Annotated in this window: 13 protein-coding genes and 1 pseudogene; 10 read left to right on the forward strand and 4 right to left on the reverse strand. The window is 62.1% G+C overall.

What is annotated here, in order from left to right; genetic code table 11:
• Positions 1-7 precede the first annotated feature (7 nt).
• Complete coding sequence (locus ACB040_RS18440) at positions 8-1,300, forward strand: ferric reductase-like transmembrane domain-containing protein (protein WP_371155963.1); 1,293 nt, start codon at positions 8-10, stop codon at positions 1,298-1,300.
• 6 nt (positions 1,301-1,306) lie between these two features.
• On the opposite strand, the gene ACB040_RS18445 is transcribed toward ACB040_RS18440, so the two are convergent.
• The gene (locus tag ACB040_RS18445) at positions 1,307-4,474 is read right to left on the reverse strand and encodes a S41 family peptidase (RefSeq protein WP_371155965.1); all 3,168 of its coding nucleotides are present in this window, start codon (positions 4,472-4,474) and stop codon (positions 1,307-1,309) included.
• A gap of 279 nt (positions 4,475-4,753) precedes the next feature.
• Here ACB040_RS18445 and ACB040_RS18450 point away from each other — a divergent pair, with 279 nt between their 5' ends.
• The 4 genes from ACB040_RS18450 to ACB040_RS18465 all read left to right on the forward strand — a co-directional run bounded on the left by ACB040_RS18450 (position 4,754) and on the right by ACB040_RS18465 (position 8,284).
• The gene (locus ACB040_RS18450; RefSeq protein ID WP_042084254.1) at positions 4,754-5,233 is read left to right on the forward strand and encodes a murein L,D-transpeptidase family protein; all 480 of its coding nucleotides are present in this window, start codon (positions 4,754-4,756) and stop codon (positions 5,231-5,233) included.
• A gap of 164 nt (positions 5,234-5,397) precedes the next feature.
• Positions 5,398-6,924, forward strand: coding sequence for a YjjI family glycine radical enzyme (locus tag ACB040_RS18455; RefSeq protein WP_371155967.1), 1,527 nt, complete (start codon positions 5,398-5,400; stop codon positions 6,922-6,924).
• Between the two features lie 10 nt (positions 6,925-6,934).
• The gene (locus ACB040_RS18460; protein WP_371155969.1) at positions 6,935-7,822 is read left to right on the forward strand and encodes a YjjW family glycine radical enzyme activase; all 888 of its coding nucleotides are present in this window, start codon (positions 6,935-6,937) and stop codon (positions 7,820-7,822) included.
• 138 nt (positions 7,823-7,960) lie between these two features.
• Positions 7,961-8,284: a DUF1820 family protein gene (locus tag ACB040_RS18465; RefSeq protein WP_005340296.1), complete on the forward strand. Its 324-nt coding sequence runs from the start codon at positions 7,961-7,963 to the stop codon at positions 8,282-8,284.
• Between the two features lie 63 nt (positions 8,285-8,347).
• On the opposite strand, the gene ACB040_RS18470 is transcribed toward ACB040_RS18465, so the two are convergent.
• The 3 genes from ACB040_RS18470 to ACB040_RS18480 form a co-directional block, all read right to left on the reverse strand.
• Positions 8,348-9,280, reverse strand: coding sequence for a LysR family transcriptional regulator (locus ACB040_RS18470; RefSeq protein WP_371155972.1), 933 nt, complete (start codon positions 9,278-9,280; stop codon positions 8,348-8,350).
• Between the two features lie 162 nt (positions 9,281-9,442).
• Entirely contained in the window at positions 9,443-10,639 is a 1,197-nt protein-coding gene (locus tag ACB040_RS18475; RefSeq protein ID WP_033114017.1) for an amino acid aminotransferase, read from the reverse strand.
• A gap of 127 nt (positions 10,640-10,766) precedes the next feature.
• Positions 10,767-11,042, reverse strand: coding sequence for a metal/formaldehyde-sensitive transcriptional repressor (locus ACB040_RS18480; RefSeq protein WP_338773661.1), 276 nt, complete (start codon positions 11,040-11,042; stop codon positions 10,767-10,769).
• A gap of 71 nt (positions 11,043-11,113) precedes the next feature.
• Here ACB040_RS18480 and dmeF point away from each other — a divergent pair, with 71 nt between their 5' ends.
• From dmeF to ACB040_RS18505, 5 genes and pseudogenes are all read left to right on the forward strand, one after another.
• A complete protein-coding gene (gene dmeF / locus ACB040_RS18485; RefSeq protein ID WP_338773663.1) occupies positions 11,114-12,076 on the forward strand; it encodes a CDF family Co(II)/Ni(II) efflux transporter DmeF in 963 nt (320 codons plus the stop codon).
• Positions 12,077-12,286: 210 nt separating this feature from the next.
• Positions 12,287-12,949: a phage shock protein PspA gene (pspA, locus tag ACB040_RS18490; protein ID WP_338773665.1), complete on the forward strand. Its 663-nt coding sequence runs from the start codon at positions 12,287-12,289 to the stop codon at positions 12,947-12,949.
• Between the two features lie 2 nt (positions 12,950-12,951).
• Entirely contained in the window at positions 12,952-13,158 is a 207-nt protein-coding gene (locus tag ACB040_RS18495) for a PspC domain-containing protein (RefSeq protein ID WP_338773666.1), read from the forward strand.
• 48 nt (positions 13,159-13,206) lie between these two features.
• Entirely contained in the window at positions 13,207-13,425 is a 219-nt protein-coding gene (pspG, locus tag ACB040_RS18500; RefSeq protein WP_005335871.1) for an envelope stress response protein PspG, read from the forward strand.
• 138 nt (positions 13,426-13,563) lie between these two features.
• Positions 13,564-13,714: pseudogene (locus ACB040_RS18505) on the forward strand (IS3 family transposase); the annotation flags it as partial.

Consider the following 13,714-nt stretch of genomic DNA (forward strand, 5'->3'; position numbering starts at 1 on the left):
GCATGTTATGACGAACAAATGGATGTGGTGGCTGTTGCCGCTGCTGGCGGTCGGGGTCTGGTGGCTCGGTTATGCGGGAGATGCCAACGGGGTGTGGCCCTGGCGCCATGAGATGTTGCTGCTGACGGGCCTACTGGGGATGGCCTATATGGCCATTTCGCTGTTGCTGGCGTTGCGCCTGACGCAGCTGGAGGTGTGGTGTGGCGGTCTGGATCGGATGTTGCGATTGCACCGCCAGACGGCCATCGGCGGTACATTGGCGCTCACTGCGCATTGGCTGGTGGTGGAGGCGCCCAAGTGGGCGGTCTCGGCGGGTTGGCTGAGTCGTCCTGCGCGGCGTGGGGCCAGCGGTGCTGGGGCTGGCGCAGGTAATGGCATCTCGCTCCATGCCCTTGGCAATACCCTGGGTGAGTGGAGTTTCTATCTACTGATCGCGTTGGTGGTAGTGAGCTTGCTGGCGCTGGTGAGTTATGGCCGTTTTCGGCTGATCCACCGTCTGGCGCCGCTCATCTATCTGGCGGGGTGGGGGCATGGGCTCTGCCTGCTGCCTCAGGTGGGAGCCATGACGCCTGTTGGGGTATCGATCTGGTTGATCGGCGGGATCGGTGCTATCGGGGCCCTCTACTCCCTGTTGGGACAAGTGGGGGCGCGGGATCGCCATCCAGGCCGGGTCGTTGCGGTGCGCACGCTGGCGGATCAGACCTGCGAGCTGACCATGCAGTTGGGGCGGCCGCTCGCCCATTACCGCCCGGGCCAGTTTGCCTTCTTCGAGTTTGACGCCAAGGAGGGGCCGCACCCCTTTACCCTGGTGCGGGTGTCAGCGGATCGGCGCCAGCTGGTGATCGCGGTGCGGGCGCTCGGGGATCATACCCGTCAGCTGGTGGCAGAGGCGCGCGCCGGGGATGGGGTGGTGGTGACCGGGCCCTATGGCGCCTTTGTCGCCCCGCAAGGGGGAGGTAGAGCCCTCTGGCTGGGGGCCGGGATCGGTATCACACCGTTCGTCGCCTGGCTGGTGGGGTTGGCTGCCCGTGGGGAGCGCAGCGAGGGGATCACCCTGATCCAGTGCGCGCCGGATCTGGCGGGCGCCGTCTACCACCAGCGGTTGGTCGAGCTCTGTCATCGCACCGGCGTGCGCTATCAGCTGCATCTGGACAAGACTGCCGGGCGGCTGGATCTGGCTCGCATCGCGCAGGATGCGCCCGAGCAGGTGTGGTTTTGCGGGCCGGAGGGGATGGCAGATGCCCTGACCCGGCTGTTGCCGGACGGGCATCTGCATCGCGAGCTGTTTCGCTTTCGTTGAGCGCAGTTATTTGGTGCTGGCTGGCAACTGCTTGAGGGCGGCTTGTACCGCCGCCTCCAGCTGCGGGTCGCGTCCAGCCACCATGTCAGCCGGAGTGAGGGGCACCTGCTGGTCCGGGATCAGCTCCTGATTCTCGTAGAAGGTACCGTCCGGTTTGCGCAGCCCCAGGGTCGGAATGCCGTAGGAGAGCCCCGGGATCAGCCGGGAGTCGTGGCTGTAGACCATGGTGCCGGTGCCGGGCACCGGATCGCCGACGATGGGGCCGACCTTGAGGGCACGGTAGTACTCGGGGAAGGCGGAACCTTCCGAGTAGCTGCCAGCGTTGACCAGCACCACCGAAGGCTTGGTCCACTGGCGAGTGGCGGCGTCGGTTTCACCCTTGCCCTGGCGGGGCCAACTGCTGGCCATTCCCTTGGTGCTGCCGCTGCCGGTCAGAAACTCCACCAGGGTATTGGCGAGATAGCCGCCGCTGTTGAAGCGGACATCGACGATCAGCGCCTCGCGATTGCGCTGCCTGCCGAGGGCATCCGCCACCACCGCATCGTAGACCTCGCTATTCATTGCCGGCAGATAGACGTAGCCGACCCGTCCTCCACTCAGGCTGGCCACCAGCTCCCGCCGTTTCTCAATCCAGCGATCCTGTTGCAGCTGGTACTCCTGCTGTTTGTCGATGGCGGTGAGCACCACCTCGTCAGTTTGCTTGTTGCCCGCCTGCTGGAAGGTGAGGGCAAGCCGGGCACCAGCCTGATGGTTGAGGGCCCGATCCAGCTCGGCCAGATTGGCAATCGGGACGCCGTTGATGGCGAGCAGGCGGGCGCCAGGGGCGATATCGCTCTCCTGATCCAGCGGGCCGCCAGAGAGCAGGGCGGTGAGCATCACCCCTTGCTCGCTATCCTGCCAGTAGCCGCCCAGGCTGGCGGTCTCGTCCGCTATGCGCGGGAAAGGCGCGGGGCCGCTGCCCCAGGTGTGGGAGACATTGAGCTCGCCAGCCAGCTCTGCCAACAGGTTGCCAAAGTCCCGCGGGTTGCCGATGCCCGGCAGCAGGCGGCGGTAAGCGGCGACATAGCTATCCCAGTTCACCCCGTTCATATCGTCCAGATAGAACTCGTCCCGGGTGAGCCGGGCGATCTGATCGAAGGCGGCGGTCATGCGTTCCTGCCAGCGGCTGGTGGGTTGCAAGGCGAAGGGGGCGCTGGTGGCCTCGCCGGAGTCGAGGTGGATCCGGGTGATCTCCCCATCTCGCACCAGGGTAGCCAGGGTGCCCTGCTGGTTGAGGCTTGCCAGCGCTGGGCCGGGCTGCTCGCCAAATAGTTCGCTGGTTTTGCCCTTGCGCAGATCCTGGCTGTAGCCCTTGATCTCGCTCTCGCTGTTGACCCCCATCTCTTCCACCAGATAGATCACTTGGTCGCCTATGATGCGGCTGGCGAGCAGGGTGCCGGTGGGTTGCAGCAGCAGCGCTTCCCGATGGTTGAGACGATCGATCTCAAAGCCGTATCCCCCTTTCGGCGGCTCCAGTTCGGCAATCGCATCGGCTCTGGCGGCGCGGCTGCTGTAAATGCCGAGCAGGTTGGTGACGAGGGGCTCGCCATCGGGCCCCAGTGCGCCAAACCGGGTCGATTGCCAGTAGAGAATGGCGCCATCCTGACTCCAGCCCGGTTGTCCATCCTGATAGCCGTTGAGGCTGACATTGACCGGTTTGGCCTTGGGATTGGCCGTGTCGATCACCGCGATCTCCTGCTCTGCCGCATCGGGGCGGAAGGTGAGCGCCAGATGGCGGGAGTCGGGGGCAAAGGCGAGATGCACCTCGTGGCGCGACGGGTTGAAGCTGGCAGGCACCAGCTCCCGCTGCTTGTTGCTCGCCAGATCCAGCAGGTGGATGGCCTGGCCATCCACCACGAAGGCGAGTTGCTTGCCGTCGGGGGAGAGCACCGGACGACTGATCCCCTTGTCGGGAATGGCCAGCAGCAGGCTCTCGGTCAGGGTGCCGGGATCGCTGAACAGCAGATCCGGATCCCCCTTGCGCAGGCGATAGAGGGCGGCGTGCCCCTGCTGCTCCGACAGATAGATGAGGGCGCGCCCCTGCTCGGCGAAGAGGGGGCTGGATTGCTCGCTCGGATCGCGGGTCAGCTGGCGCACCCGCTCCCGCTCGGGGTCGACGGCAAACAGGTTGCCCTCGCTCACCAGGATCAGCTCGTTCGCCTCTTCGCTGACCAGCGCTTCGTCTGCCAGGGTCAGGGTCTCGCTCGCCTCATCCGGCGTGCTCGCCACTTGCGGGGTGAGGGTCAGCTTGCGTGGCTCGCTGCTATCGGCATCGAGGCGATAGAGCTCGCCCAGCCATGACCAGACCAGATCGCCATTGCGAGAGGCGCTGAGCCCCCGCACCGGATGGCCCTGATAGTGGGTCAGCTGTTGCTCCTTGCCGCTGGCGAGATCCCGGCGCCAGACGTTGAAATCGCCGCTGCGCTCGCTCAGGTAAAAGAGGGTATCTCCCTTGTCGCTCCAGACCGGATCGGTGGCCGCCACCCGATCTTCGGTCAGCTGCTTGTGCTGCTTGCCATCAAACAGCCAAAGACGGGGTACCGCGAACGAGTGCTGATGCTTGCGAAAGGGTTGATCCGCCGCGGGCATCTGGTAGACGAGCTGCTCCCCGTGGGGGCGGGCGAGAGTTGCAGGCAGCGGCAGATCGGCCTGCAAGGTGCCGCCGGTGATCGGGGTCCAGTAGAGCTCGCCCCATTGGTAGCCTTCCGCGACAAAATGGTCGGCATCGGGCGCACCCAGGCGCTGGCTGCTCAGCAGCAGTCGTTTGCCATCGGCGCTGAAGGCTTGCGGCAGATCGGTGCGCGAATCGCGGGTGAGGCGCACCATCTCGCCGCCGCTGGCGGGTACCACGAACACATCTTCGTTGCCGTAGAGATTGGCGGCAAAGGCGAGCTGTTTGCCATCCGGCGACCAGATTGGCCGCTGGCTCAGGTAGTCGCTGCCGGTGAGCGCCGTGGCGGGGCCACCCTCGGCACTGGCGACAAAAATGCGCCCCTGCCAGGTGAAGGCAAGCTGCTTGCCATCGGGGGATAGGGCGGGCTCGCGCAGCCAGAGTGCATCGGCGGCGACACTGGCGGGCAGCCAGAGCAGGAGTGGCGAGAACAGCAGGGTGGCGAGGCGGCACGAAGAGCGCATGGCATGATCCTGTCGGGGAGTGGAGTGTTATCTTCGCCGATCATTGCCCCGGGTGCCAGCGCGATAATTTTTTGTATCTTGTTGTTTTAACTGTTAATTACCAATGCAAAATGACAGCGTTCAAGGAAGATGGCCTTGCTGCGGCAAGATATGTTTTGCCGGGCATATTGAGTATTGATGGCGATCCAATATCATGGCGCTCGCTCGCCGCTCGGCGGGCATCGTTCAGATGATCTGGTAACAAGAAAAGCCCGCACCAGAGGCTTGTCGAGGGATGGAATGAGAGCCGTATTACTGTGTTTGTTGGGGCTTTGGCCCGCATTGAGTTTTGCCTTTACCGAAAAAGCCGATTTGGTGGTGGTCAAGAAGTCGACCTATAGCCTGACCCTGATGAAGGATGGCAAAGAACTGAAGCGCTACTGGATTGCTCTGGGCCCGGCACCCAAGGGGCACAAGCAGCAGGAAGGGGATCAGCGTACGCCGGAAGGACGCTACACCCTCGACTACAAGAAGACCAATTCCGGCTACTACAAAGCCATCCATATCAACTATCCGAACCTGGATGACATCAAGCGCGCCAATGAGCTGGGTGTTCGTCCGGGTGGCATGATCATGATCCACGGCCAGCGCAACAGCATTGGCAACCGCAGGGTTCAGCCCTCCAACTGGACCAACGGCTGCATCGCCATGCTCAACCACGAGCTGGATGAGGTGTGGGACGCTATTGACCCGGGTACGCCCATCGTCATCGAGCCCTGATCCGCACAACGGGGGCCTTGTCGGCAGGCAAGGCCCCCGTTCTGTTTGGGGTGTGATCCTCTCTCGCGGATGTCTTTTTGAGACATTCGTATTGTTGTGAATGTCACTTCAAAAAAAGCCTGCAAATGGTGAGGATATGGGCTCTATCCGTGAAGGAGTGTCCCATGTCTTTGATCGAAACCTGTCAGCGCATCGTGCGCGATCCCCATCTCTCCGCCGCCCAGAAGAGCCACGCGCTGGCGCTGGCCGCCGAGAATGCGTTGCCCTACCCCGACCTGCCTGCCGCAGTCGCCGAGGCGATGGCGCAGGGATTTATCTGCGACATGTTCGAAGGGCACGCCCCCTACAAGCCACGTTATGTGCTGCCGGACTATGAAAAATTCCTGACTCAGGGCTCTGCCTGGCTGGAGCTGGCACCACCACAGGATTTCGACGAAGCGCTCAACGCCCTGCGCATCCTCTATCACCATGTCCCCTCCGTTACCGGCATGCCGGTCTGGCTGGGGCGGCTCGACTATCTGCTGTTGCCGTTTGTAGGCGAACTGGATGACGAGACCCTCTATCGCAAGCTGAAGGGGTTCTGGGTCTATCTGGACAGGGTGCTGCCGGACGCCTTCATGCACGTCAACATCGGGCCGGATGACAACCGTATCTGCCGCCTGATCCTGCGCATCGACAACGAGCTCAAGCAGGTGGCGCCGAACCTCACCTTCTTCCACGATCCGGAGCAGACCCCGGATGATCTGCTGTTGCAGGCGGTGAAGAATATCGCCGAGTGCAGCAAGCCGCACATCGCCAACTACCCGATCCATCGCGATACCTTTGACCAGCATGGTTTTGGCATCGTCAGCTGCTACAACGCCCTGCCGCAGGCGGGTGGCGCCAATACCCTGGTGCGCATCTCCCTCAAGCGGGTCGCCGAGCAGTGTCAGGGGATCGATGACTTCCTCGGTTGCCTGCTGCCCCACTACTGCCGTTTGGCTTCTCAGCTGATCGAAGCGCGGGCCGCATTCCTCCACAATGAGTCCGGCTTCTTCGACAGCTTCCTGGTGAAAGAGGGGCTGCTGGATGAGGATCGTTTCGTTCCCATGTTTGGCATCTACGGCATGGCGGAAGCGGTCAATATCCTGATGGATAAAGAGAATCTGCCGGATCGCTACGGCCATGGCGAGGAGGCGAACCAGCTTGGCTATCGCATCTCGGCCCAGCTTTCCGCCTATGTGACCACGACCCCGCAGACTCATGCCTGGGGTGGCCGCGCTTTGTTGCATTCGCAAGGTGGCCTCAGCATCGATGTGGCTGTCACCCCCGGGGTGCGCATTCCCTACGGGCATGAGCCGGATCCGACCAGCCATGTGCTGGCGCTGGCGCCGCACCACACTTATTACCATTCGGGGATCAGCGAGATCCTGACGCTGGATCCCACCATCCGTCAGAACCCGCAGGCACTGCTGCAGCTCTGCAAAGGGGCGCTCGCCATCGGTATGCGCGAGTTCACCGCCAACGTGGCCGACAGCGATCTGGTGCGGGTGACCGGCTACATGATCCGCAAGAGCGACGTGGCCCGCTTTGCAGAAGAAGGCTCGCGGTTGCAGACCACCTGTCTCGGTGCGGAGGCGAGTGAAGTGACCGCCATTCGTCAGCGGGCACCGCGGGTGGTCGCCCACGAATCGACTATCGGCGAGTATTGAGTTCGCACCGATGGCTGATGTTTTGCCAACACGCAGCGCCCTGGTAAGCAGGGTGCTGCCCTTTTCCTGTGTCGACGGGCCGGGCAATCGGCTGGTGCTGTTTCTGCAGGGCTGCAACTTCCGCTGCCCCGGCTGCCATAACCCCCACACCATAGGGCTGTGTGACGATTGCGGCGACTGCCTTGCGGTCTGCCCGAGCGGTGCCCTCACCTTCAATCAGGGCAAGGTGCAATGGCAGGCAACGCTCTGCACCGATTGCGACGCCTGTCTGGATGTCTGCCCGCGCAGTGCCAATCCCAAGACCACAACCATGACGGTGGACGACGTGCTGGCCCTGCTGCGCCGCTACGGCCCACTGCTGAGCGGCATTACCGTCTCCGGTGGTGAGGCGACCACCCAGCTCCCCTTTGTGGTTGCGCTGTTTGCTGCCATCAAGGGCGCACCGGATCTGACCCATCTCAGCTGTCTGCTCGACAGCAACGGCTCGCTGGCCGAAACCGGCTGGCAGCGGCTGCTGCCGGTGCTCGACGGCGCCATGCTCGATCTCAAGGGATGGCGTGACTCGGTGCATCACTCCCTGACCGGCTATGGTCGCGAGCGGGTGCTGGCATCGCTGCAACTGCTGGCACGCCACGGCAAGCTGACCGAACTGCGGCTGCTCCATGTGCCGGACAAGAGCGATTTTCTGGATGCGAGTGGTGAGCTGGACGTGGATCTCGCCGCCTTCTTGCAGCGGCTGGGGCCTGTGCCCATTCGCCTCAACGGCTTTCGCCACCACGGGGTACGAGGGGAGGCTGCGCAATGGCCAGAGGCTAGCCAAACCGAGCTGGAACAGCTGGCCAACCGCTTGCGCGCAGCGGGATTGGGGCCGGTCTCACTGCCTGCCTTGATGGGCTGAGTGGCCGCGTCATCCGGTGACCGTCATGGCGTGAGGTGCGGCATGGAAAGGCCGCAACTGTGATTTCTGTCTATTGGAGGGGGCGAGAACGGCGGCTAGAATAATGGCCATCTTCTTACCCCTCAATGACAGATAATCATGAGTGAAAGCAAGGCGTTATATCGGGTTCAGTTTATTTGCCACAGCGAGCGCTACGAAGTGTATGTGCGCGAAGTCAATCAGGGCCAACTGTTCGGTTTTATCGAGATTGCCGACTTTGTCTGGGACAACCACACGGCGCTTATCGTCGATCCCAGTCACGAGAAGCTCAAGAGCGAATTTGCCGATGTGCGCCAGACCCTTATTCCCATGCATCAGGTGCTGCGCATCGATCAGGTGAAAAAGCAGGGGGCTGCCCGCATCACGGATCTGGGCAGCAACGTCGCCTCCTTCCCCAGCCCCATCTATACCAAACGTCCCTAGTCCCTGCTTGCCGTTGATGTTTCACCGCGGTGAAACATCAATCTCTTCTCCTTGTCGTCCGGCTCAGGGCTCAATCAATTCGCGACCCAGTTGCAGGATCCGCTGGCGGAACCAGTGACGGGCCGAGCCATCACCGGCCGGGCCATACCAGACCAGACTGTGACTCACCTTGCCGTAATCGAACGGTGCCGGACGCATCATCAGATCCGGCTGACTGGCCATGCAGGCCGCCCAGCCACCGATGGCGGTGAGGATCAGGTCAGTCTGGGGCAGCAGGGCCGCCGCGCTGGCAAAATCGGGCAGGGTGGCGCCAATCTGACGACGCACCTGCTGCTGGGCCAGGCTCTGCTCGAAGAAGGGGTTAGCCAGCTCCTGATCCCGGATGGCGATATGGCGCCAGCTCAGGTAGGCATCGAGATCCCAGGGCTTGGCCAGCGCGGGGTGGTCTTTGCGCAGCAGGCAGACCAGTTTCTCTTCCCGCAGGGTCTCCCATACCAGCCCGGGCTGGCGCGGCAACGGCTGGCTCTGGTCATGGGGCAGGATCACGAAGTCGAGTTTGCCCGTTGCCAGCGCCTCCAACCCCTGCTCATCTTTGTTCCAGATCTCCGGCACCATGCCCGGCACCTCTTTCATCAGCTGACCCAGAATGGGGCCCACCGGCCAGGTCATCACGCTCTCGCGCAATCCCAGCCGCAATGTGCCCTGCCACTGCTGCGGGTTGAAGGCGTTCTGGCGAGTGAGGCCGTTCAGCTCCCCCAACAGCCGGTGCAGGGTGGGCGCCAGTCGCTCGGCCATGGGGGTGAGCAGCAGCTGGTTGCCCTGGCGGTAGAGCAGTTGATCCCCCAGCAGATCCCGCAGCTGGTTGAGGGTTTTGCTGACGGTGGAAGGCGTGGTGCAGAGCCGCTCGGCGGTGCGGGTGACGCTCTGGTTGTCGAGCAGCAGGTGCAGGGTGACCAGATGGCGACCTCCCAGCCGAGAGAGAGCGATCAGATCCATAGTGGCTCCTGAAATTGATGAAGATAAACAGGCTTGGAATCAGGGAGATTCAGCGTGACCTGCTGGCATTCTCTCACAGCAGGGGGAGGGTGAGCAGACCCATCAAGAGGTGACTGCGAACGCAACAGACAAACAGCCCCGCCAAAGCGGGGCTGATGCGGATTAGCCTTTGAGCACCGCCGCCATGGCATCAGCCACATAGTCGACGTTGCGGCTGTTGAGGCCCGCCACGCACATGCGGCCAGAGCGCACCAGATAGACGGCGAACTCTTCGCGCAGTCTGTCAACCTGCTCCGGGGTGAAGCCGGTGTAGCTGAACATACCGCGCTGGTTGATGAAGTAACTGAAATCGCGGCCCGGCACCTTGGCGCTCAGCACTTCGAACAGCTTCTGGCGCATGGCCTTGATGCGGGTGCGCATCTCGGTCACTTCATCGACCCACATGGCGTGCAGCTCGGGCTGGCTCATCACCGCCGCGGTGATCTGGCCGCCGTGGGTGGGAGGGCTTGAGTAGTTGCGACGCACGGTGGCCTTCATCTGGCCCAGTACCCGGCTCGCCTCTTCGGCATCCTTGCAGATGACCGACAGGCCGCCGCAGCGCTCGCCGTAGAAGGAGAGGTTCTTGGAAAACGAGTTGCTGACGAAGAAGCTGACGCCGGCGGCCACCATGGCGCGAATGGCGTAGGCATCCTCTTCCAGCCCGTCACCGAAGCCCTGATAGGCGATGTCCATAAAGGGGATCAGGTTCTTCTCGACCACCAGCGCGATCACCCGATCCCACTGGGCGCGGGAGAGATCCACCCCGGTCGGGTTGTGGCAGCAGGGGTGCAGCAGCACGATGCTCTTGGCCGGCAGAGTGCTCAGGCAGTCGATCATGGCATCGAACTGCACGCCGCCAGTGGCCGCATCGTAGTAGGGGTAGTCATGCACCTTAATGCCGGCCCCCTCGAACATCGCCTTGTGGTTGTCCCAAGTCGGGTTGCTGACCCACACCTCGGAGGTCGGGAAGTAGCGCTTGAGCAGATCGGCCCCGATCTTCAGCGCGCCGGAGCCGCCGATGGTCTGGATGGTGGCGATACGTCCCGCCTTGACCGCTTCATGGTCGGCACCAAACAGCAGGTGTTGCACTGCGGTGCGGTAGTTGGCGGCGCCTTCCATCGGCTGGTAGGGGCGCGGGGCCGGGGCGGCGGCGCGCTGGGCTTCGGCCTGCTGCACCGACGGCAGCAGCGGAATACGCCCCTGCTCGTCGTAATAGAGGCCGATCCCCAGGTTCACCTTCTGCTCGCGGGTGTCTTTGTGGAAGGTCTCGACTAGCGTCAGGATGGGGTCGCCAGCATAGGCATCGACGTGTTCAAACATGGGGGATCCTTGAAATTGACTGTCCAGTAAAACCGGCGGTCAGCCGGGCTGGACATCATGGCGCAAAGCTGGCGGTGGCTCAAGCCCGACGCTGGTCGAGCCTGAAGGGATGGTGCCGCCATCCTGCTTACTTCAAATAGGATCGCAGGACGCTGACTACCTGATCCAGATCCTCCAATCGCTCGGAAGGGGTGGCATCGGGGGCGCCGAGATGCTCGCGCATATGTCCTTCCAGCACCTCCAGCATCAGGCCGTTGACGGCGCCGCGGATGGCGGCAATCTGCTGCAAAATGGCGCTGCAGTCGCTCTCCTGCTCCAGCGCGCTCTCCAGCGCACCAGCCTGTCCCTTGATGCGGCGCACCCGTGCCAGCAGCTTCTTTTTGTCGTGAATGGTGTGGGACATGACGGATCCTCTCGATCAATAAAACTATACTGGGGTATAGTATATTGCATCATCGCTCTCAGGAGAAATCCATGTCATTCCTCGCTCAATCCCACTGCCATCAACCCGTCATCCATGAGGGCAATCCGCTGGCCGAACAGAAGACCCGCTGGGCCGTATTGTTGACCGTCATCATGATGGTGGCGGAGATTGGCGGCGGCTGGTTCTACAACTCCATGGCGCTGCTGGCCGATGGCTGGCACATGAGCTCCCACGCGCTGGCGCTCGGCCTCTCGGTGCTGGCCTACCGCGCCGCCCGCCACTTCGCCCGCGACCACAGATTCAGCTTCGGCACCTGGAAGATCGAGGTGCTGGGTGGCTTCACCAGCGCCCTGTTACTGGTGGGAGTGGCCGGGTTGATGCTGTTCGAGTCGGTGTTCCGGCTGCTCGATCCCAGCCCGATCCACTATCAACAGGCGATCGCTATCGCGCTGGTGGGGCTGCTGGTAAACCTCGCCTGTGCCTGGCTGCTCAAGGATGATCACGGCCACCATCACCACGGCCATGGGCATGACCACCATCATGAACATCACGACCACGCTCATCATCATGACCATGACGATCACCACGGCCATCAGGATCTCAACCTGCGCGCCGCCTATATCCACGTGCTGGCGGATGCGGCCACTTCCGTGCTGGCGATTCTGGCGCTGGTAGGGGGCATGCTTTGGGGGGCCGACTGGCTCGATCCGCTGATGGGCATAGTGGGTGCCGGACTGGTCGCGGTGTGGGCATGGGGGCTGCTGCGCGACTCCGGCCGGGTGCTGCTGGATGCCGAGATGGATACCCCACTGGTGGCAGAGATCCGCGAGGTCATTGCCGAGCTGCCGGGCACTGATATTCGCGATCTGCATGTCTGGCGGGTAGGGCAGCAGCAGTATGCCTGCGTGCTCTCTTTGCTGATGGTCAATCCGCTACCGGCGCAGCAGATCCGCGAACGGTTGGCGATCCATGAAGAGCTGGTGCATGTGACCATCGAGATCGCCAGCGAATAAGTAATGATCGGGCTCATGTTGAGCACAAACATTAGTGAGAAATTTATGTTGGTAAAAATCACCACGTGGTTGGCTATTTTCACCAACAAACGCTTCTTGAATTTCCTCGGTAAATTTCCATCTATATGTAAAATAACAATAATTTTTCTTGGTACGGCTCTTGTAATGCAATGGGAAGAGATAGCCATCCCATCAACAAGGAGCAAGACCATGAGCGTATTCAGCCGCCTGACCGACGTAATCAATGCCAACCTGCACAGCCTGCTCGACAAGAGTGAAGAGCCGGAGAAGATGCTGCGCCTGATGATCGAAGAGATGGAGCAGGTGCGGGTCGAGATGCGTACCCAGGCCGCCCGCGTGATTGCCGAACAGAAGCAGCTGGAGCGTCACCAGCAGGCGTTGCAGGCGCAGATCCTGGAGTGGTCGGCCAAGGCTGAGCTCGCCATCCAGAAGGGACGTGAGGATCTGGCCCGCGCCGCCCTCACCGAGAAGCTGGCGGAGGTCAAAAAATGTGAACAGCTGGAGCAGGACAAGGCCCGGGTGGCCGAGGTGCTGGCCCAGCTCACCGCAGATAGCGAACGGCTGGCTGTCAAGCTGACCGAGGCGCGCGAGAAGCAGAAACTGTTGACCTTGCGCGAGCAGACCGCCCACAGCCGCATTCGTGCCCGCGCTCAGGTGGACAACCAGCGTATGCATGAGCTGATGGCGCGCTTTGACGGTTTTCAGGGCCGGGTCGATCAACTGGAGGCCCAGCTGGAGGCGGCCACTCTGGGGCAGAATCCCTCGCTGGAGGCCCAGTTCCGCGAGCTGGAGCTCAATGACGAGATCGAGCGCGAGCTGGCTCGCCTCAAAGGCCAGAAGGCGGAGGTGTAATCATGAGCCCCTGGCCCAAGGATCTGGTGCATCGCAAGCTGGCCGGGGTCTGCGCCGGTATTGCCAGGCGGTTGGGGGTCTCCAGAGTCACGGTGCGGGTGGTGGCACTGCTCGCCCTGATCCTGATGCCGCCGCTGGCACTGGCCGCCTATCTGCTGGCGGTGCTGGTGATGCCGCCCCGTTATGAATTGAAGCGCTGGCTGGATTGACCGAAGGGTTGATCAGCCGGCAGACAAGGTACTGATAAGGAGCAAGTTATGCTGGAATTTTTCATCTTGCTGGTGGTGCTGCTGGTCATGGCACTGACCGGTTTTACCCTGGTAGCCATGTTGCTGGTGAGCGGCCTGTTCGTGCTGCTTGGGGCGCTGGGCGGCATGCTTGCTCTGATCATCAAGCTGGCCCCCTGGTTGCTGCTGGTGCTGGCGGTTTGCTGGCTGATCAGCAACCGCAGCAAGCGTTCCAATACCTACCTCTAACCCGCCTGAGGTTGTGCAAGACGTTGTGTGATGCTCCCTGATTTCCCCTTTCCTGCCACTCATCGAGTGGCCTTTTTTTGCCTGTTGTCCCGTCCTGAATATGGTTTACACCTTTCCTCCCAATAAATGGAGAACCCGATGGGACAAGGTGTGAAACGGACACAGCGCGATTACTCGTTGACTTTTAAACTGTCACTGGTCGAGCAGATTGAAAAAGGCGAGCTCACCTACAAACAGGCTCAGGTGCGTTATGGCATTCAGGGCCGCTCCACCGTTCTGGTATGGTTGC

The organism is Aeromonas sp. S11(2024), assembly GCF_041402345.1.
In the GTDB taxonomy this organism is placed as follows: Bacteria; Pseudomonadota; Gammaproteobacteria; order Enterobacterales; family Aeromonadaceae; genus Aeromonas; species Aeromonas veronii.

What these genes read in the sequence shown, in the direction of transcription:
- ACB040_RS18440 (WP_371155963.1), top strand. Translation starts at nt 8, where the DNA reads ATGACGAACAAATGGATGTGGTGGCTGTTGCCGCTGCTGGCGGTCGGG.
- ACB040_RS18445 (WP_371155965.1), bottom strand. Translation starts at nt 4,474, where the DNA reads ATGCGCTCTTCGTGCCGCCTCGCCACCCTGCTGTTCTCGCCACTCCTG.
- ACB040_RS18450 (WP_042084254.1), top strand. Translation starts at nt 4,754, where the DNA reads ATGAGAGCCGTATTACTGTGTTTGTTGGGGCTTTGGCCCGCATTGAGT.
- ACB040_RS18455 (WP_371155967.1), top strand. Translation starts at nt 5,398, where the DNA reads ATGTCTTTGATCGAAACCTGTCAGCGCATCGTGCGCGATCCCCATCTC.
- ACB040_RS18460 (WP_371155969.1), top strand. Translation starts at nt 6,935, where the DNA reads ATGGCTGATGTTTTGCCAACACGCAGCGCCCTGGTAAGCAGGGTGCTG.
- ACB040_RS18465 (WP_005340296.1), top strand. Translation starts at nt 7,961, where the DNA reads ATGAGTGAAAGCAAGGCGTTATATCGGGTTCAGTTTATTTGCCACAGC.
- ACB040_RS18470 (WP_371155972.1), bottom strand. Translation starts at nt 9,280, where the DNA reads ATGGATCTGATCGCTCTCTCTCGGCTGGGAGGTCGCCATCTGGTCACC.
- ACB040_RS18475 (WP_033114017.1), bottom strand. Translation starts at nt 10,639, where the DNA reads ATGTTTGAACACGTCGATGCCTATGCTGGCGACCCCATCCTGACGCTA.
- ACB040_RS18480 (WP_338773661.1), bottom strand. Translation starts at nt 11,042, where the DNA reads ATGTCCCACACCATTCACGACAAAAAGAAGCTGCTGGCACGGGTGCGC.
- dmeF (WP_338773663.1), top strand. Translation starts at nt 11,114, where the DNA reads ATGTCATTCCTCGCTCAATCCCACTGCCATCAACCCGTCATCCATGAG.
- pspA (WP_338773665.1), top strand. Translation starts at nt 12,287, where the DNA reads ATGAGCGTATTCAGCCGCCTGACCGACGTAATCAATGCCAACCTGCAC.
- ACB040_RS18495 (WP_338773666.1), top strand. Translation starts at nt 12,952, where the DNA reads ATGAGCCCCTGGCCCAAGGATCTGGTGCATCGCAAGCTGGCCGGGGTC.
- pspG (WP_005335871.1), top strand. Translation starts at nt 13,207, where the DNA reads ATGCTGGAATTTTTCATCTTGCTGGTGGTGCTGCTGGTCATGGCACTG.